15 protein-coding genes and 1 pseudogene are annotated in these 18,055 nt (G+C 69.3%); 10 read left to right on the top strand and 6 right to left on the bottom strand.

From position 1 onward, the window contains the following. From EBL84_RS07790 to EBL84_RS07780, 3 genes and pseudogenes are all read left to right on the top strand, one after another. Positions 1–360: pseudogene (locus EBL84_RS07790) on the top strand (zinc ABC transporter substrate-binding protein); the annotation flags it as partial. After that, positions 357–935 (top strand): ATP-binding cassette domain-containing protein, encoded by a 579-nt coding sequence (locus tag EBL84_RS07785; RefSeq protein ID WP_123140295.1) that lies wholly within the window; start codon positions 357–359, stop codon positions 933–935. The pseudogene EBL84_RS07790 and the gene EBL84_RS07785, both read left to right, overlap by 4 nt. Further along, positions 932–1,750, top strand: coding sequence for a metal ABC transporter permease (locus EBL84_RS07780; RefSeq protein ID WP_123140294.1), 819 nt, complete (start codon positions 932–934; stop codon positions 1,748–1,750). Before EBL84_RS07785 ends, EBL84_RS07780 begins: the two co-directional genes overlap by 4 nt. Before the next feature lie 6 nt (positions 1,751–1,756). Here the strand turns inward: EBL84_RS07780 and EBL84_RS07775 are convergent, their stop codons facing one another. Then, positions 1,757–2,431 carry a histidine phosphatase family protein gene (locus EBL84_RS07775; protein WP_123140293.1) on the bottom strand — a complete coding sequence of 225 codons (675 nt, stop codon included), beginning with the start codon at positions 2,429–2,431 and terminating at the stop codon, positions 1,757–1,759. A gap of 219 nt (positions 2,432–2,650) precedes the next feature. Here EBL84_RS07775 and mtgA point away from each other — a divergent pair, with 219 nt between their 5' ends. Both mtgA and EBL84_RS07765 read left to right on the top strand, forming a co-directional pair. Beyond that, entirely contained in the window at positions 2,651–3,412 is a 762-nt protein-coding gene (gene mtgA / locus EBL84_RS07770) for a monofunctional biosynthetic peptidoglycan transglycosylase (protein WP_123140292.1), read from the top strand. Positions 3,413–3,520: 108 nt separating this feature from the next. Then, positions 3,521–6,007 (top strand): penicillin-binding protein 1A, encoded by a 2,487-nt coding sequence (locus tag EBL84_RS07765; RefSeq protein ID WP_123140291.1) that lies wholly within the window; start codon positions 3,521–3,523, stop codon positions 6,005–6,007. Between the two features lie 9 nt (positions 6,008–6,016). Here the strand turns inward: EBL84_RS07765 and EBL84_RS07760 are convergent, their stop codons facing one another. Both EBL84_RS07760 and EBL84_RS07755 read right to left on the bottom strand, forming a co-directional pair. Further along, on the bottom strand, positions 6,017–6,886 hold the full coding sequence (locus EBL84_RS07760) for a DUF6279 family lipoprotein (RefSeq protein ID WP_123140290.1): 870 nt from the start codon (positions 6,884–6,886) through the stop codon (positions 6,017–6,019). After that, the gene (locus EBL84_RS07755) at positions 6,883–8,670 is read right to left on the bottom strand and encodes a bifunctional diguanylate cyclase/phosphodiesterase (protein ID WP_190287909.1); all 1,788 of its coding nucleotides are present in this window, start codon (positions 8,668–8,670) and stop codon (positions 6,883–6,885) included. The genes EBL84_RS07760 and EBL84_RS07755 overlap by 4 nt, the downstream gene beginning before the upstream one ends. A gap of 177 nt (positions 8,671–8,847) precedes the next feature. Between EBL84_RS07755 and alaC the strand changes: the two genes are divergently transcribed. After that, positions 8,848–10,050: an alanine transaminase gene (gene alaC / locus EBL84_RS07750; RefSeq protein WP_123140288.1), complete on the top strand. Its 1,203-nt coding sequence runs from the start codon at positions 8,848–8,850 to the stop codon at positions 10,048–10,050. A gap of 102 nt (positions 10,051–10,152) precedes the next feature. Continuing rightward, positions 10,153–11,469 (top strand): homoserine dehydrogenase, encoded by a 1,317-nt coding sequence (locus EBL84_RS07745; protein ID WP_123140303.1) that lies wholly within the window; start codon positions 10,153–10,155, stop codon positions 11,467–11,469. A gap of 117 nt (positions 11,470–11,586) precedes the next feature. Here the strand turns inward: EBL84_RS07745 and EBL84_RS07740 are convergent, their stop codons facing one another. Next, positions 11,587–12,702 (bottom strand): DNA-binding protein, encoded by a 1,116-nt coding sequence (locus tag EBL84_RS07740; RefSeq protein WP_123140287.1) that lies wholly within the window; start codon positions 12,700–12,702, stop codon positions 11,587–11,589. A 238-nt stretch (positions 12,703–12,940) separates the two neighbouring features. Between EBL84_RS07740 and EBL84_RS07735 the strand changes: the two genes are divergently transcribed. Genes EBL84_RS07735 through EBL84_RS07725 form a run of 3 tightly spaced genes read left to right on the top strand, consistent with a single transcriptional unit; the run spans position 12,941 to position 16,868 of the window. Next, positions 12,941–13,882, top strand: a complete 942-nt coding sequence (locus EBL84_RS07735; RefSeq protein ID WP_123140286.1) for a site-specific integrase — start codon at positions 12,941–12,943, stop codon at positions 13,880–13,882. 58 nt (positions 13,883–13,940) lie between these two features. Then, complete coding sequence (locus EBL84_RS07730) at positions 13,941–16,019, top strand: molybdopterin-dependent oxidoreductase (RefSeq protein ID WP_123140285.1); 2,079 nt, start codon at positions 13,941–13,943, stop codon at positions 16,017–16,019. A 9-nt stretch (positions 16,020–16,028) separates the two neighbouring features. Further along, positions 16,029–16,868 carry a hypothetical protein gene (locus EBL84_RS07725; protein ID WP_123140284.1) on the top strand — a complete coding sequence of 280 codons (840 nt, stop codon included), beginning with the start codon at positions 16,029–16,031 and terminating at the stop codon, positions 16,866–16,868. Here the strand turns inward: EBL84_RS07725 and yhbY are convergent, their stop codons facing one another. Both yhbY and EBL84_RS07715 read right to left on the bottom strand, forming a co-directional pair. Beyond that, entirely contained in the window at positions 16,869–17,171 is a 303-nt protein-coding gene (gene yhbY, locus EBL84_RS07720) for a ribosome assembly RNA-binding protein YhbY (protein WP_123140283.1), read from the bottom strand. Between the two features lie 107 nt (positions 17,172–17,278). Next, positions 17,279–17,947 carry a heme-binding protein gene (locus tag EBL84_RS07715; protein ID WP_123140282.1) on the bottom strand — a complete coding sequence of 223 codons (669 nt, stop codon included), beginning with the start codon at positions 17,945–17,947 and terminating at the stop codon, positions 17,279–17,281. Between the last annotated feature and the right edge of the window lie 108 nt (positions 17,948–18,055).

Here is an 18,055-nt window from a genome sequence, read left to right as displayed (position 1 = left end):
CGGCTGCCGGCGTGGTCGGCGCGGCTCGACGGCGCGCCGGGCGCGGTGCTCCACCACCGCGACGGCGTCTATCTGCTCGATCGCTTCGGTGTGCCGCTGCTCGGCACCATCGAGCCGGTGCCCGGGGTGCCGCCGAGCGGTCGGCAGCTGAGCGCGCTCACCGAGCGGTTGCGGGGCCGCGCCGGGGTGGTTATCCACACCCCCTATCAACCGGCGCGCCCGGCCGAGCGGGTCGCCGCCGCGCTCGACTGGCCGGTGGCGGTGCTGGCGCTGGAGCCGGCGCGAGAGGCCGACGGCGCAGCCTATCTGGCGCACATCGACCGCTGGGTCGAGGCGCTCGCCGGAGCGGGGCGGCGATGAGCGAGTCGCTGTTGCGGCTCGACGGACTGGTCGCGGGCCATCGCGCGCCCGTGGTCGGTCCGCTCTCGTTCGCCCTGGGGCGTGGCGAGGTGCTGGGGCTGTGGGGCGGCAACGGCAGCGGCAAGTCGACCCTGCTCAACGCCATCGCCCGCGCCGCGCGGGTGTTCGCCGGGACGATCCGGCGCGCCCCGGGGTTGCGCCTGAGCTATCAGGAGCAGCGCCCGGTGCGCCTCGAGCCCATGCCGATGACCGGCGCCGACCTGCTGCGTGCCGCCGGGCTCGACCTGCGCCGCGCGCCGGCGCCCCTCGGTGCGCTGCTCGGGCAGCGGCTCGATCGGCTCAGCGGCGGTCAGTACCAACTGCTCTGCGTGTGGTGCGCGCTCGGCGCCGAGGTCGATCTGGTGCTGCTCGACGAACCGACCAACAATCTCGATCCCGGCGCCGAGCGGTCGTTGCGCGCGCTGCTGGAGACGGCGCGCGCAGACCGGGCGGTGTTGCTGGTCAGTCACGAGCGCGCCTTTCTCGACGCGGTGAGCACCCGGGTGCTGGCGCTCGATGCCGGGGGGTGGTCATGAACGAGGGGCTCGCGCTGCTCGTCGATCCGTTGTTTCGGGTACCGCTGCTCACCGGGCTGGCGGCGAGCCTCGCGCTCGCGCCGATCGGGGTGTTGTTGATGCTCCGCGACGAGTGGCTGGCGGCGCTGGGACTGGCGCATCTGGCGGCCGCCGGTGCCCTCGGTGGGCTCGCGCTCGGCGCGCCGGGGCTTGCAGGCGCCGGGTTCGGTGCACTCGGCGGTGGCCTGGTCAAGGGCGCGCTGGGCCGGCGTGGCAACGGTGTCTACGGCTTCATGATCCTGATCGGCTGGGCGTTGCTGCTGCTGATTGCGGCCAACAGCGCGGTGGGCGAGGGGCTGGGGCAGGCGCTGATCGACGGCCAGCTCTACTTCGCCCGCTGGCCCGAGCTGATCGCGGCCCTGGTGCTGGCGCTGGCGCTGCTGTGGTCGTTGCCCCGGCTGGCCTGGCCGCTGTTGCGCGCGCGTCTGCTGCCCCGGCTCGACCGCGCCAATGGTCGCGCGGCCTGGCGCACCCACCTGGGGATGGATCTCGTCGCCGCGCTCGGCATGGCGGTGGGCACCGCCACGGTTGGATTGATGGGGGCCTTTGCGCTGGTGTTCGTGCCGGCCTGGGTCGCTTTCCGGGTGGCGCGCGGCTGGCGCGCGACCTGGGTAGTGGCGGGGCTGATCGGGGTCGCTGGTTATCTCGGCGCCTTCGTGCTGGCGCTGGCGCTCGATCAGCCGTTCGGCCCGGTGCTGGTGGCGGTGCTGGTGTTGCTGGCCTGGGGCGCGAGCGCGCTCCAGGCGGGGTGGCGATTGCTGACGGGCTGGCGCTGAGCGCGCTCAGTGGCAGGGGTCGCTCCACCAGTGCGAGAGCCGCTGTTCGAGTTCCCGCGCCGGCAGCCCCTCGTAGTGGGAGATGTCGTTGAACAGCCGCAACCGGGCGCGCACCTCGCTGGCGAAGTCGAGGATGGTCAGCCCCGCCGGGCTCTGGTCGAGTCGGTCGCGGTAGCCACGCGCATCGAAGCCGAGCAGACTGCTCACCAGCAGCCGGTTGGTGCCCTTGTGCGCGACCACCAGCACCGAGCGGTCGTGGTGGTCGTGGACGATGCGGCGCATCACCGGCAGGGCGCGGGCGAGCACGTCGATCCCCGACTCGCCGCCCTTGGGCGCGCTGGTCAGCGGGTCTTCCTGCCAGGCGCTGTATTCCTCGGCGAAGTCGGCGGCGACCTGCTCGCGGGTCAGTCCCTCCCAGTGACCGTAGTCGATCTCGCGCAGCCCTGGCTCCTGGGTGGGTTCGAGACCGTGTGACTCGGCGATGATCCGCGCCGTCTCCATGGTGCGCCCCATCGGGCTGGCGAAGACCGCATCGAGGCTGTCGCAGCGCAGCCGTGCGGCGAGCGCCCGGACCTGGTTGCGGCCCTGCTCGGAGAGCGGCACGTCGGTGGAGCCGGCGAAGCGGTCCTCGGCGGTGAGTTCGGTGGCGCCGTGGCGCACCAGATAGATTCGGGTCGGCATCTTGTTCTCCTCGTTGGCACCAGGTTGTCCCTTGTGTCCCCATGGTCGGGGCACCCGTAGTCGATGTCCAGACGTAACGGGCGTTGAGATCCCCGCCGGCGATACGCGGGAGGCTGGTGCTGTGTCAGAATGGATGACCGGAGCAGCGGCGGGGTCCGCGAGGGGCGCGTCGCTGACGATCGGCAGCGGTTTCGCGATGATGGAGGTCTTGGCCCGGTCATGAGCGCACGGAAGACGCGCAGGCGTACGAGCAAGGGGAGTGCCCGCAAGACGACAGGGCGCGGCAGCTCGGGGCTGTTGCGACTGCTGGTGCTGGTGCCGCTGGTGCTGGCGGCGCTCTCGGTGGTGCTGGTCGGCGCGCTGCGCTGGCTCGATCCGCCGAGCTCGGCGTTCATGCTCGAGCACCGGCTCGCCGGGCTGTGGACCGAGGGCCGCGCGCCGCGACTGGCGTATCGCTGGGTCGATCTCGACGACATCGACCCGGAGCTGGCGCTGGCGGTGATCGCCGCCGAGGACCAGCGCTTCCCCGAGCACCACGGCTTCGACCTGGTCGAGCTGCGCCAGGTGCTCGCCGAGCTGGGCGAGGGGGGTCCCAGCCGGGGTGCGAGCACGCTGACCCAGCAGACGGCGAAGAACCTCTTCCTGTGGCCGGGGCGGGACTATCTGCGCAAGGGCATCGAGGCCTGGTTCACGGTGTTGATCGAGACGCTGTGGCCGAAACGGCGGATCCTCGAGGTCTATCTCAACATCGCCCAGTTCGGCCCCGAGGTCTATGGCGCCGAGGCCGCCAGCCGCCGCTATTTCGACCGTTCCGCGGCCAACCTCGGGCGGTCTCGCGCCGCCCGGCTCGCGGCGGTGCTGCCCGATCCACGCGGCTATCGGCTCGATCGTCCCAGCGAGCGGCGGGAGCGGCGTGTAGGCTGGATCCTCGCCCAGATGCGCCAGCTCGGCGGTATCGCCTATCTCGAGCGGCTGCGCTGAGCGCGGCCTTGCGAGGCGCGATGCGATCGCGCAGGATGTCGCCGCCGGTGCCGCGCTGATGAGGTATCGGGATGAGGCGTGCCCGGCGCGCGCGCCCTGGAGTCGCCCTTGGAACACGCAGCCGATCAGCCCGCCGGGAACGAGCCCGACCCGGAACAACCCGCCTCGCCCACCCGCCTGCGTCTTGCGCCAGGGGGGTGGTTGTTGCGCCTGTCGAGCGCGCTGCTCGGTGCCGGGTTGCAGCTCATGCTGCTGGGGCTGCTCGGTGCCGCGGCCTTCGTCCACTTCACCCTGCCCGAGCTGCCCGATGTCGAGCAGCTGCGCGACGTCCAGCTCCAGGAGCCGTTACGGGTCTACAGCGCCGATGGCGCGCTGATCGGCGAGTTCGGCGTGCAGCGGCGCCGTCCGGTGCGCTATCGCGATGTCCCGGCGCTGGTGGTGCAGGCGGTGCTCGCCACCGAGGACAGCCGTTTCTTCCAGCACCGTGGCGTCGATCTGGTGGGGCTGGCGCGCGCCTCGCTGAGCTATGCCCTGACCGGCGAGAAGGCGCAGGGCGGCAGCACCATCAGCATGCAGCTCACCCGCAACTTCTTCCTCTCGCCGGAGAAGACCTTCGCGCGCAAGCTCGCCGAGGTACTGCTGACCCTGCGCGTCGAGCGTACCCTGACCAAGCAGCAGATCCTCGAGCTCTATCTCAACAAGATCTTCTTCGGTCATCGCGCCTACGGCATCTCGGCGGCCGCGGCGCTCTATTACGACAAGTCGCTCGATGCGCTGACCCTGCCCGAGGTGGCGATGCTCGCCGGCATCCCCCAGGCGCCCTCGAGCAACAACCCGGTGACCGACCCGGCGCGGGCGCTCGAGCGGCGCAACCATGTGCTCGGGCGGATGCACGCACTCGGCTATATCGACACGCCGCGCTACGAGCAGGCGATCCGCACCCCCGACCGGGCGCGGTTGCATCGCCGCCTGCCCGACCTGGAGGCCGGACACGTCGCCGAGATGGCGCGCCAGGAGATCATCGAGCACTACGGCGAGGCCGCGCTTGGGCACGGCTATCGGGTCTTCACCACCATCGACACCCGGTTGCAGCGCGCCGCGCAGGGTGCGGTGCGCGAGGCGCTGCACGACTACGACCGGCGTCACGGCTATCGCGGCGCCGAGGCGCGCATCGAGCTTGCCGGGCGCTCCGAGTCGGCGCTCGATGCGCTGCTCGCTGCTCACCCGCCGCTCGGTGGGTTGCGCGCGGCGCTGGTCACCGCGGTCTCGGCGCGCGCGGCCGAACTCTATCTCGGGCGGGGCGAGCGTGCGCGGCTCGATCTCGGGGCGGTCGCCTGGGCGCGGCCCCTGATCGACGAGAACCGGCGCGGGCGCCGTCCTCGACGTGTCAGCGACGTGCTCGCCGTCGGCGACCTGGTGCGACTCTCGCGCGCCGAGGACGGCGACTGGCGACTCGATCAGCTCCCGGCGGTCGCCGGTGCGTTGGTCTCGATCGATCCGCGCGACGGCGCGGTGCTGGCGCTGGTCGGGGGCTACGACTTCGCCGCGAGCAAATTCAACCGCGCGCTCGACATGCGTCGCCAGCCCGGTTCGAGCTTCAAGCCCTTCATCTATGCCGCCGCGCTCGCCGAGGGCTGGACCCCGGCGAGCCTGGTGCGCGACGCTCCGGTGGAGCTGCCGCGCGGCTCGCGCTGGAACCCGCAGAACGCCGATCGCCGCGCGCTCGGTCCGATCCGGTTGCGTCCGGCGTTGGCGCGCTCGCGTAACCTCGCCACCATCAATCTGCTGCAGAGCGTCGGGTTGGAGGGCGCCAAGCGCTATCTCGAGCGCTTCGGCTTCGCCCTGATCGACAACCCCGTCGGACTGTCGCTGGCGCTCGGCACCGTGGAGCTCTCTCCGGTGAGTCTGGCCGAGGGCTATGCGGTATTCGCCAATGGCGGCTATCACGTGCGCCCGCACTTCATCAGCCGGATCGAGGACGGCGAGGGTCGGGAGGTCTTCGTCGCCGCGCCACCGCGCGCCTGCGACGACTGCTGGTACCGGCGTGGTGGCGGCGAGACCCGCACCCGGGCGCTCGCCGCCACCGGCGCCGCGGCCGAGCGGGTGATCGACCCGCGCATCGCCTATCAGATGACCTCGATGTTGCGCGACGTCATCGAGGTCGGCACCGGGCGGCGTGCCCGCGCCCTCGGGCGCGCCGACGTGGTCGGCAAGACCGGCACCACCAACGACCTGCGCGACTCCTGGTTTGCCGGCTATCAGGCCGATTTCGTCACCATCGCCTGGATGGGCTTCGACGACTTCTCCGAGCTCGGTCGCGGCGAGTACGGCGGCGTGGCGGCGTTGGGGATGTGGGTCGAGTTCATGCGCCAGGCGCTCGCCGAGCGCCCGGTGGCGACGCTGAAGCCGCCGCCGGGGATGGTGCGGGTGCGGATCGACCCGGCGCGCGGGATCGAGTCGCGAGGGCCGGGCAGTATCGCCGAGCTGGTGCGCGAGGAGTATCGCCTGATGTTGCTCGGCCCGGACCCGATCCGCGCGGCGCCCGCGCCGGTGATCGAGGACAGCTCGCCGCGGGTGCTCGACGAGCTGTTCTGAGGCGTCGGCTCAGCCGGCGCAGGGCAAGGGGACGATCGCGCGCTGTTCGCGTTGCAGTCGCTGCAGGGTCTCGCGCAGCTCGCCGAGACGCTCAAGCAGCCGCGTGCGCTGGGTCGCATCGAGGCTGGCGCCGAACCGGGCGGCGAGGGTGACGAGCTGCTCGGTCAGGCGCTCGCCGTCGCGGCGCAGCGCCGCCGGCATGGCGTCGAACTCGACCAGCCAGCCATGGAGGAAGGCGGCGATCCGTGCCTCTCCGGCGCCCTCGTCGAGCAGTGTCATCAGCCGGGTGCGCTGGCTGGCGCGATAGGCGTCGAGTGCGGGCTGGCTGCGCGGCATCGCCGCGGTCAGCTCGCGCACCAGCTGCTGCTGGCTCGCGTTGAGCGGTCCGGTCCAGTCGCCGAGGTTGCGGATATAGCGCCGGGCGCGCTTGCGCCGCTCGCGTTCGGGGTCGGCGGGTGCGGCGCGCTCGGCGTCGCGCTCGCGCCACAGTCGTTCGAGCCGCTGGCGTTGTGTCGGGGTGAGGGTGACGAGCAGCGGCGCTGTCGCGTCGACGAAGAGTTCGGCATGCTGGCGATAGACTGGCTCGGCGGCGCGCATCAGACAGGCGAGATCGTCACGGACGAAGCCGCGCTCGCTCGTCAGGATCAATCCGTCGAGCAGGGCGATGAGCCGGGGTAGCGCCTCGCGCCGATGGCGTGTCTGGACCTCCTGCAGTGCGCGCGTCCAACCGCGCAGCTGTTGCGGCGCGAGGTCGATGCGGTGATCGACATAGACCCCGGTGAGGAAGGGGGCATTGTCGTAGACCAGCGAGACCCGGCTGCAGCCGCCGCCGAGCAGACCGAGTGCGACCAGCACCATGATCCCGAGGTGACGACTCATCCGGCCTGCTCCAGTTCGAGCGTCGGTGCGGCGAACAGATACCCCTGCGCCCAGTGCACGCCGAGCTCGCCGAGGACCTGGGCGGTGGGTTCGTCCTCGACGCATTCGGCGATGGTGGTGATGCCGAGCGAGTCGGCGGTGTACTGGATGCTGGCCACCAGGGCGCGCGACTTGGGTCTGGTGCGGACCTGGGCGATCAGTTCACGATCGATCTTGATGAAGGAGATCGGCAGCTCGGCGAGATAGCCGAGCGAGGAATAGCCGCCGCCGAAGTCGTCGATGGCGAGCCGGAAGCCCTGGTCGAGAAAGGGCGCGAGGGTGGAGCGGAGCTGATGGGCTTGGCCGAGCGGTTCGCGCTCGGTGATCTGCAGGACCAGCGCGCGGGTGCGTCGCCCGGGGCCGAGCCGGGGGCACAGTGCCGCGGCGTGCTGGGCGAGTGCGGCGACCCGCTCGGGGCGGCGCAACAGGTCACCGGAGAGGTTGATGAAGCGCTTGATGGCGGGGCGCTGACCGCCCTCGACGGCGCAGCGGGCGATGGCGCGGCGTCCGAGGATGTCGTCGATACGGTGGAGCAGGTTGAGTCGATCGGCGATCTCGACGAACTCCTGGGCGCAGAGTACCTGCTCGGTGCCGGCAACGATGCGGGCGAGCGCTTCTTCGGCGACCTGGGTGCGACTGGCGAGATCGACGATGCTCTGATAGGCCGGGTGGAGCTGGCCATCGCGGATGGCCCGTTGCACCAGGGCCGCGGTGGAGAGGTTGTGGGCCTGCTCGGCGTTGGTGACACAGGTGCGGTTGCGTCCGCGCAGCTTGGCTTCGTAGAGACCCGCGTCGGCGCGGGCGAGGACGTCGTCGAGGCTGTCGTGGCCGGCGGCGCACTCGGCCACCCCGGCGCTCACCGTCACCTCGAAGCGGCGCTCGGCGAACTCGGGGGGCGCGCGCTCGACGGCCTGGCGCATCCGTTCGATACCCTGGTAGGCCTGCTCGATGCGGGTGGCAGGCAGCACCACCAGGAACTCCTCGCCGCCCCAGCGGCCCACCCAGTCGCCCTGACGGATGCTGCGTCTGAGCGCGATGGCGACCTGCTTGAGGATGTGGTCGCCGGCGCTGTGACCGTGGATGTCGTTGATCAGCTTGAAGCGGTCGATGTCGAACAGCGCGAGACAGTAGGGGCTGCCCGAGCGTTCGCTGCGCGCCTGCTCGAGTCGCAGATAGCCGTTGAGCGCGCGTCGGTTGGGCAGGCCGGTGAGTTCGTCATGGGTGGCCATCTGGAACATGCGCTGTTCGAGCCGACTCAGCCGCTCGCTCTGGACCGAGGCGCCGAGGACGTTGGCCGCCGCGCGCAGCGCCTGGATCTCGACCTCGCTCCAGTGGCGCCTGCGAGTGCAGTCGTCGAAACCGATGAACCCCCACCAGTGCTTGGCGACGAAGACCGGCACCACGACCAATGAGCTGATCCCCTGGGCCTGGAGGATCTCGCGCTCACCCTCGGGGAGGCTCTCGACACAGCCCTGCACCACGCCGCCGCCACGCAGGGTCTGGCACCAGCGGCCGAAGCCGGTCTCGATGGGGAAGCTCTGCAGTTGGCTGTTGCTGATCTGGCTCGCGACGCCGGGTGCCGAGAACTCGTGACGCTGACTGGTGTAGAGTATCCCGTCGATACCGAGATGGTTCTCGAAGACATAGGCGCGGCTGGCATGGGCCGCTCGCGCCAGGTGTTCGAGCATCCGTGGTACGTATTCCCCCCAGTTCGCGCAACCGAAGTACTCGGCGGCGAGACCCACGGCCTTGAAGATCGCGCTGGCACTGTCGAGCGCCGCATCCTGCCCGTCGGTCGAGGGGGAGGGCGGTGTCGATGTGCCGGGTGTCCAGAGGGGGGCTGCGCCGTTTGGCTTGCTTCTTTCCCCGCTGGCTGTACACTCTGAACCTTTTTCCAACTTCATCTTCAACGAGGTCCCCCCGTGGTCGCCCCCGAGTCAGATTTCCATCGCATCAAGCGCTTGCCGCCCTATGTCTTCAACATCGTCAACGAGTTGAAGGCCGCGGCGCGAGCGCGGGGCGAGGACATCATCGATTTCGGCATGGGCAACCCCGATCAGCCGACGCCGCAGCACATCGTCGACAAGCTGATCGAGGTCTCGGAGCGCGGCAACACCCACCGTTATTCGGTCTCGCGCGGCATCCCGCGGCTGCGTCGCGCCATCTGTCACTGGTATCGCGATCGCTTCGACGTCCATCTCGATCCCGAGACCGAGGCCATCGTCACCATCGGTTCCAAGGAGGGGCTCGCCCACCTCGCGCTGGCGACTATGGATGCCGGTGATACGGTGCTGGTGCCCAACCCGGCCTATCCGATCCATCCCTATGGCTTCATCATCGCCGGTGCCGACGTGCGCCATGTGCGCCTGACCCCGGACGTGGACTTCTTCGAGGAGCTGCGGCGCGGTATCCAGGAGTCCTGGCCCAAGCCCAAGATGCTGGTGCTCAACTTCCCCGGCAACCCCACCGGGCAGTGTGTCGATCTCGAGTTCTTCGAAAAGGTCATCGAGATCGCCCGCGAGCACGGCATCTGGGTGGTGCACGACATCGCCTATGCCGACATCGTCTTCGACGGCTACAAGGCCCCCTCGATCCTCCAGGTACCCGGTGCCAAGGACATCGCCGTCGAGTTCTTCTCGATGTCCAAGAGCTACAACATGCCCGGCTGGCGCGTCGGCTTCATGTGCGGCAACCCGACTCTGGTCTCCGCGCTGGCGCGGATCAAGTCCTATCTCGACTATGGCACCTTCACCCCGATCCAGGTCGCGGCGATCGCCGCGCTGGAGGGGCCGCAGGAGTGCGTGCGCGAGATCAGCGACATGTATCAGAGTCGGCGCGACGTGCTCTGCAGCGGTCTCAACGCCGCCGGCTGGGCGGTCGAGCCGCCCAAGGCGACGATGTTCGTGTGGGCGCCGATCCCCGAGCCTTATCGCGAGATGGGGTCGCTGGAGTTCTCGAAAAAGCTCCTGCGCGAGGCCAAGGTGGCCGTGGCCCCCGGTATCGGCTTCGGCGAGTACGGCGACACCCATGTCCGCTTCGGCCTGATCGAGAACGAGCATCGCACTCGTCAGGCGATCCGTGGCATCAAGGAGATGTTCCGCCACGACGCCCAGGCCGGCGCCTGAGCCGTTCACGGTGACGCGCCCATCATGGATGGGCGCGTCCGGACCGATTCCAACCAGGACACAGCGCCCCGTCCGGCGGGCGGGCGACGAAGAGGTACTATGATGAAACCGGTGAAAATCGGACTCTTGGGCTTGGGAACCGTCGGTGGCGGCACGGTCAGCGTGCTGGCCAACAATGCCGCGGAGATTGCGCGCCGCGCCGGTCGCGAGATCCAGATCGCGCATGCCGCAGCGCGTGCCTATGACGCCGATGCCATCGATGGGCTGGAGCGGGTCGGACGCATCGGCGACGATGCCTTCGCGGTGGTCGAGGACCCCGAGGTCGAGGTGGTCATCGAGCTGATCGGCGGCTATTCGCCGGCCCGCGAGCTGGTACTGCGCGCGATCGAGAACGGCAAGCACGTGGTCACCGCCAACAAGGCGCTGATCGCACTGCACGGCAACGAGATCTTCGCCGCCGCCCGCGAACACGGGGTGACGGTCGGTTTCGAGGCGGCGGTGGCCGGCGGCATCCCGATCATCAAGGCGGTGCGCGAGGGACTGGCCGCGAACCACATCGAGTGGGTGGCCGGCATCATCAACGGCACCGGAAACTTCATCCTCACCGAGATGCGCGACAAGGGTCGCGACTTCGCCGACGTGCTCGCCGAGGCGCAGGCGCTCGGCTATGCCGAGGCCGATCCGACCTTCGATGTCGAGGGGATCGACGCGGCGCACAAGCTCACCATCCTCGGCTCGCTCGCCTTCGGCATCCCGCTGCAGTTCGATCGCTGCTTCACCGAGGGGATCTCGAAGATCGGCGCGCTCGACGTCGCCTATGCCGCCGAGCTCGGCTATCGCATCAAGCACCTGGGGATCGCGCGTCGCGGCGAGCAGGGCATCGAGCTGCGCGTCCACCCGACGCTGATCCCCGAGCGTCGCCTGCTGGCCAATGTCGACGGGGTGATGAACGCAGTGCTGGTCAAGGGCGATGCGGTCGGCCCGACGCTCTATTACGGTGCTGGCGCCGGCGCCCTGCCGACGGCCTCGGCGGTGGTCGCCGATCTGGTCGACGTGGTGCGCACGCTGACCACCGACCCGAGCAACCGGGTGCCGCATCTCGCCTTCCAACCCGACGAGCTGGCCGATACGCCGGTGCTCGAGATGGAGGCGGTCGAGACCGCCTACTACCTGCGTCTCTCGGCGCTCGACCAGCCCGGGGTGATGGCGCGCATCGCCAGCATCCTCGGCGAGCACGGCATCAGCATCGAGGCGATCAAGCAGCAGGAGCCGGGCGAGGGCGAGACCCATGTGCCGCTGGTGATGCTCACCCACCGGGTGCTCGAACGCCAGATGAACGCCGCGCTCGCCCAGATCGAGGCGCTCGACTCGGTGCAGGGCGAGATCATCCGCATTCGTGTCGAGATGCTCTCGGGCTGAGCATGGGGGCGCCGGGGCCGTTCGGCCCCGGCCCCGATCGCAGGTGTCGTCTCGTCCAGCAAGACTCCTCTCCCTGACGACTCCTCCCGCTGCCTGCTGATTCAGGCGCATCCTTCATCATTCATCCGTTTTTTGCCTGCTCGGTGAATCGGCGTCCGACACGGGTTGATCGGATGTCTCAGCGTCCTGGCCCGAGGTCGTCGTGCGCGCAACCAAGCGCTCGAGCTGCTGTTCGAGGGTGCGACGTCGCGCGTGCTCGGCGAGCAGTCGGGTCTGGAGTCGTTCGCGTCCCCGTTCGCTGCGCCCTAGTCGTGCCTCGAGCTGGGCGTGCGCGTCGGTGAGCTGGCGGTGCTGCGCGTCGAGCGCTGCGCGCGTCTCCTCGCTGTGCGCGAGTTGTGTCTCCAGCTGATTACGTATCCGTTCGCCCCTCTGCTGCGCCTCGCGCAGCTTCGCCAACGCCTGCGCTTGTTGTTGATTGTCCCGTTCGCGCTCGCGCAGCTCGCCGGCGAGGGCGGCGTTGTCACGGTTGAGCCGGGTGATCTCGTCCTGCTTGACGATCAGGGTCTGCGCCTGCTGGCGTAGTTCCGCCTGTAATTGCTGAACCTGTTGGTCGTGGCGGCGTTGATCCTGTTCGCGCTGGAGGCGACTGGCCTCGCGATAGTGTTCGAGCGCCTCGCGGGCATGACGGTGCTTCTCCTCGATCGAGGCGAGATGCTGCGCCTGGACCTCGAGCCGCTCCTGTAGTCCCAGTTTTTCCTGCTCTAGGGTCGCCAAGGCGATCGCCTGTCCCTGACTCCGTTGCTCCAGTTCAATGATGCGCGCGGCCTGCTCGGCGAGGGTCGTCTCGCGCGCGGCGATTCCCTGGCGCAATCCCTCGACCTCTGTCGCGAGTCCATCGCGGACTGTCTCGATCTCTTCGAGCTGCTGACGCTGAGTCTGTAGCTGCGCCTGATGACGGCGCTCGGCGGTGGCGACGATCTCTTCGGCCTCGGCCTCGAGGGTGCGGGCGAGTTCGGCGACGAGCTGCTGGATCGGCTCGCTCAGGCCCTTGGTGTCGCCGATCCGGCGTGCCTCTTCTTCTTCCAACTCCTTGAGATAACGATGAATCGTGCTCTTCGAGCCGGTGTTGCCGAGGGCGACGCGGACGGCGTCGATCGAGGGGTGTCGGTCCTGTGCGAGCAGGGTGTCGCGCGCCTGTTTGACCAGCGCCTTGGTGATGCCGCCGCGTGCCATGGGGTGGTTCTCCGGTTTATTTGTACTGTATTACGTAGTATGTATATACGTATTATTTTTGAGCGTCAATTTTTGTGTTCAGGAAAAATAAAAGGCGGGATAATATAACTTATCCCATGTCAGACCGGGATGAGGGCCGCAATCAGGCCCGGTCTGAACAGGCTGGGTACAAGCGGTACGGACCCGGTATCGAAGACGGGCCGTCAGAGACGATGGAGAGAAAAGGAGCACACCGGGCATGCAGCGGATCGAGCGCTATATCGAGGCGGCCACCCGCGACAACACCAGACGCGGGTATCGCGCGGCGATCCGTCATTACGAGGAGACCTGGGGCGGGTTGTTGCCAGCGACTGCCGAGTCCGTCGCCCGCTATCTGGCCGATCACGCCGAGCAGCTCGCGCTCAATACCCTGCGTCTGCACCTGGCGGCACTGGCGCGCTGGCATCGTGACCAGGGCTTCCCCGACCCGACCAAGGCGCCGGTGGTGCGTCAGGTGATGCGCGGTATCAGTGAGCTGCACCCGGCACGCGAGCACCAGGCGCGGGCATTGCGGCTGGAGGACCTGGTGCGGGTCGATACCATGCTGGAGGCGCGGATCCGCGAGGCTGGGATCAGTGAGGCATTGCGCGCGCGGCGCGATCGGGCGCTGCTGCTGGTCGGCTTCTGGCGGGCCTTCCGTGGCGATGAGCTGCTGAGGCTTGCGGTCGAGGACGTTCGCCGGGAACACGACGGCGGGTTGTTGATCCGGCTCGCGCGCACCAAGACCTCGCGCGGCGAGACCCGCGACTATCCGCTGCCCCGGCTCTCCAGGCTGTGTCCGGTCGCGGCCTATGCCGATTGGGTCGGCTGCGCCGGGATCGAGCGCGGCGCAGTGTTTCGTGGCATCGATCGCTGGGGGCGGGTGCGCGAGCAGGGGCTGCACCCCAACAGCCTGATCCCGCTGCTGCGCCGATTGCTCGAGGAGGCCGGGGTGGCGGATGCGGCGAGCTACAGCGCCCACTCGCTCAGACGGGGCTTCGCCTCTTGGGCGAGCGCCAGTCAGTGGCAGCTGCGCGAGCTGATGGACTATGTCGGCTGGCGTGACGCGCGCTCGGCGCTGCGCTATATCGAGCGCGCCGCGCCCCGGCTGGGCGGGCGTATCGAGCGCGCGCTGGCCGCGCCGGAGGAGGCCTCGGGTTGAATTCGCCGCGCCCGGCGCACATCCCCGGATCATGCCAGCCCGAGCGGGGACGAAGGAGATGCCGAGCGCGCAGACGACCTGTTACGAGTGTGACGCCAACTGCCCGATCGAGGTCGAGCTCGATACCGCCGGCGAGCCGGTAAAGGTCCGCGGGCCCGACTGCCCGCGCTGTTATGTCCAGCTCGAACGGCGCGATCACCCCGAACGACTGCTCCATCCGCTGCGCCGGGTCGGTCCACGAGGCAGTGGACGCTTCGAGCGGATCGGCTGGGACGAGGCGCTCGACACCATCGCCGCCGAGCTGACGCGTGCCCGTGAACGTCACGGTGCGCCGGCGGTGGGCTTCTTCGCCGGCTATACCAAGGAGGCGCGACCGCAGCTGCAGCGACTCGCCCACAGCTTCGGCTCACCCAATTACATGACCGAGAGCGGCTGCTGTTTCTCGGCCACCATGGTCGCCGAGAAGCTCACCCTCGGCTACAAGATCAAGACCACCTCGACCGTGGTCTCGCCGAAGACGCGCTGTCATCTCATCTGGTCGACCAATCCGCGCGGCTCGATCCCGCCCTTCGACCAGCACCCGCTGGCCAGTCCACGCCCCGAGCGGGCGCTGATCGTGGTCGACCCCAGGCGCACGCCGCTGGCCGAGCGCGCCAATGTCCATCTGCAGATCCGCCCGGGCACCGATGGGGCGCTCGCCCTCGGCTTCCATCATCTGATCTTCGCCAACGGCTGGCAGGATCAGGTCTTTCTCGATCAGTGGGGGCAGGGCGTGGATGCCTTCCGCGACTATGTCCGCGACTTCGACCCGCGTCGGGTGGCGGCGATCTGCGGGGTGGCGGCCGCCGATATCGAGCGCGCCGCCGAGTGCTACGCCACCACCGCCCCGGCGCAGATCACCCTGTCGCCGACCGCCACCGTGCAGCACAGCAACGGCTTCCAGAACCATCGCGCGCTGATCCTGCTCAGCGCGGTGACCGGCAACCTCGATCGCGAGGGCGGCAACCGCTTCTTCAACGACAAGGCGCTGCCCCGGCCGATCGAGCGCTTCGATCACTGTCTGGCGGCCTTGCCGCCGCGTGTCGGCAGCGAGCGCTTCCCGATCTGGACCCGCTACTGGCCGGCGGCGCAGAGCATGCTGCTGCCCGATTGCATCCTCGAGGGCGATCCGCAGCCGATCCGCGCGCTGCTGGCGATGGGGATCAATACCGCGATGTGGCCGAACTCGGCGCGGATGGAGCGGGCGCTCGGCGCGCTCGATTTCTTCGCCGCCAGCGACTTCTTCCACAACCCTGCGACCCGTCAGGCCGATATCGTGTTGCCGGCGGCGACCAACCTGGAACGCCCGGCGCTGATCGCCTATCCCGGCTGCGCCTATCAGGGCGAGGTGCGCTATCGGCGCGCGTTGCTCGCCCCGCGGGGCGAGGCCCGTGCAGACGGCGAGATCTTCCTCCAGCTCGGGGTGCGGCTGGGGATGGGGGCGTTGTTCTGGGACGGGGACCTCGAGGCCTCCTGGGCGGAGGCCGCCGAGGGGCTGCCCGAGGCGGTACGCGAGGCGATCTATGCCAGCCCCGAGGGGGTGACCGTCTATGCCGATGCGATCGACGACCTGGTCGATCATGGTTTCATGGACGCCGATCGGCTCTATCGGCTGCGTGGCTTCCCCACCGACAGCGGCAAGGTGGAGTTCGACTCGGACGCGCTGCGCGCTGCCGGTCACGACGGTCTCCCGGTCTATCGCGAACCGGCCGAGGGGCCGGTCTCCACCCCGGCGCTGGCCTGCCGTTTCCCGCTGGTGCTGACCAGCGGCGCGCGCACCAAGTTCGACACCCACTCGCAACACCAGCACAGCGCGCGGATGCGCCGGGCCATTCCCCGTCCGCTGGTCGAGATCCACCCCGAGGATGCCATGGTGCGCGGCATCGACGATGGCGATGCGGTGATGGTCGGCTCGCCCCGTGGCGAGGTGCGCTTCTATGCCCAGGTGACCGAGCGCATCAAGCCGGGCGTGGTGCACTGTGTGCACGGCTGGAACGAGGCCAACGTCAATCTGCTCACCGATGATGTGCACCTCGACCCGATCAGCGGCTTCCCGCCGTTCAAGTCGGGGCTGTGCGAGATCCGACCGCTCGATTGAGGTCGGGCCGTGCCCTTTATCGGTGTCCTCCCCGAGCGCGAATCACTGTTCCGGCCCCAGCCGCGCCGGGTGGTGGCGGTGAGCGATGCCGCCGCCTGGCGACTCAACCCGGTGCATCGCGGGGTCTACGACAAGCTCGCCCTGGCGCTGACCGAGGGCCTGCTGGCCGCGCCCTGCGGGGTGTCGCCGATGGCGTTCGGGCTCGCGCCGGAGACGCCGGTGTTCGTCAAGCCGATCGTCAACCTTGCGGGGATGGCGCTCGAGGCCGGGGTGTCTCGCGCCGATGCCGTGCCGGTGCGTCCCGGGAGCTTCTGGTGCGAGCGGCTGGAGGGCGAGCAGACCAGCAGCGATCTGCTGCTCGAGTCCGGACGCATCCGCTGGCAGGCGCACACCCGTGCCGGCCAGTGGCGTGACCAGGGACGACCCTGCGTCTGGGAGGTCGGGGTCGCGATCCCGGAGATCGAGCCGGAGCTGGCGCAACTGGTCGATCGCCATCTCGCCGACTACACCGGGCTGTGCAACATCGAGCTGATCGGGAGGCGGCCGGTGGAGATCCATCTGCGCGGCTCCAACGGCTTCTTCGATCTCTATGGCCCGGGGTTCGTCCCCGCCTGGGTGGCGCTGGTCGACGGCGCGCCCTTCGTGCCGCCACCGCCGGTCCCCGGTGGCATGGTGATCTCGGTGTTCGGTCGGCGAGCGCTGAGCGGGGAGGAGAGCGAGGCGCTGGCCGCGCTCGGGGTCAGCGTGAGCGAGGATCGGCACACCCCGGATCGGGTGGCGATCCTGCGCGCGGCCGAGCGCGCGATCGGCCGCGCGGCGCTGGCGCTGCTCGAGCGCCGGCGCGGCTGATCAGATCCGGGGCAGGGTGAGCGGGTCGCGCTTGCGCGGGTTGGCGCGATAGAGGATGGCGATGTTGCCGATGCGATTGACCAGCATCGCCCCGGTGCGCTCGATAAGCTCGGCGATGGCCGCGTCGCGCAGCTCACGATCGCCGGCGCTGATCTTGGTCTTGAGCAGCTCGTGATGATCGAGCGCGATCTCGAGCTCGGCGATCACCCCATCGGTGATGCCGTGCTGACCGACGATGACGACGGGCTTGAGATGATGCGCTTGCTGCTTGAGCCAGCGTTTCTGTTTTTCGGTGATGCTCATGAAGGCCTTGGCTGTGTTGTGCGAAACGGGTCGGGGCCGGTGCAGGACCGGCCCCGATGGGGGGCGATGATAGCAGTCCCGGCGGCGCTCTGCCGCCTCGGATCGGCTCAGTCCCCGAGCGCTGTCGGTGCGCGCTCGACCTCGACCAGCACCTCGTTGCGACGCAGGAACGGCAGCGAGAAGGGCGAGTTGTAGCGGGCATAGATCGGCGTGCCGACCGGGCTCAGGCCGGCGCCCTCCACGGCGGCGAGCAGCTGCGACTCATGCTCGCGATAGCGTCCCTCGCCCCAGCCGCCGGAGTAACGGTGCGCGGCGAGCAGTCGTGCCGGGATCTCGCGGATGTGGACGCGCCCGTCGTTGGGGCGGGGCAGGGTGTCGCGGGTGAAGTGTGCGGGCATGATGAAGCTGATGCGATAGCGTGCTTCACCGCTCGGCTGCTGGGTCACCGGTGCGGTCATGGCGATGCGCTCGCCGCGCCCCAGCGGTTGCTGGTTGACCGGTGCGGTCATGGCGATCTTCCGTGACCCCTGGTTGTTACCGAAGATGTAGTCGGCGAGCACGCGAAAGGCGCGACCGCCGACGGCATCGAAGGTGCCCTCGACCTCGACCTCGGCGACCAGCAATGGCGGATAGCGGCGCAGCTCGAAGCCGCGGTGTTGTTCGATCAGGGTATAGGCGGGTTGTTCGGTGGCCATCAGCACTCCTCCGATGCTGCCCAGGATCAGCGCGAGCGCCAGGGCGGCGAGCGTCGCGCGCCGGATGTTCGATCTCGGCATGGTCCTCTCCTCGTGACGTCCCTGGTCCCCAGGCTATGGGCGTTGGTCGGTGATTGACAGGGTGAGCCTGACAGTGAGCCGGCCCAGCGGATAAACTGAGCGATTGTC

This window comes from Marichromatium sp. AB31 (assembly GCF_003718685.1).
Taxonomy (GTDB): domain Bacteria; phylum Pseudomonadota; class Gammaproteobacteria; order Chromatiales; family Chromatiaceae; genus Marichromatium; species Marichromatium gracile.
This window is presented reverse-complemented; position numbering and strand designations above follow the sequence as displayed.

Coding starts and splice junctions, on each gene's coding strand:
- EBL84_RS07715 (WP_123140282.1), bottom strand. CDS start 17,947: ATGCCGAGATCGAACATCCGGCGCGCGACGCTCGCCGCCCTGGCGCTC.
- EBL84_RS07745 (WP_123140303.1), top strand. CDS start 10,153: ATGAAACCGGTGAAAATCGGACTCTTGGGCTTGGGAACCGTCGGTGGC.
- EBL84_RS07780 (WP_123140294.1), top strand. CDS start 932: ATGAACGAGGGGCTCGCGCTGCTCGTCGATCCGTTGTTTCGGGTACCG.
- EBL84_RS07740 (WP_123140287.1), bottom strand. CDS start 12,702: ATGGCACGCGGCGGCATCACCAAGGCGCTGGTCAAACAGGCGCGCGAC.
- EBL84_RS07775 (WP_123140293.1), bottom strand. CDS start 2,431: ATGCCGACCCGAATCTATCTGGTGCGCCACGGCGCCACCGAACTCACC.
- EBL84_RS07760 (WP_123140290.1), bottom strand. CDS start 6,886: ATGAGTCGTCACCTCGGGATCATGGTGCTGGTCGCACTCGGTCTGCTC.
- yhbY (WP_123140283.1), bottom strand. CDS start 17,171: ATGAGCATCACCGAAAAACAGAAACGCTGGCTCAAGCAGCAAGCGCAT.
- EBL84_RS07730 (WP_123140285.1), top strand. CDS start 13,941: ATGCCGAGCGCGCAGACGACCTGTTACGAGTGTGACGCCAACTGCCCG.
- mtgA (WP_123140292.1), top strand. CDS start 2,651: ATGAGCGCACGGAAGACGCGCAGGCGTACGAGCAAGGGGAGTGCCCGC.
- EBL84_RS07785 (WP_123140295.1), top strand. CDS start 357: ATGAGCGAGTCGCTGTTGCGGCTCGACGGACTGGTCGCGGGCCATCGC.
- EBL84_RS07735 (WP_123140286.1), top strand. CDS start 12,941: ATGCAGCGGATCGAGCGCTATATCGAGGCGGCCACCCGCGACAACACC.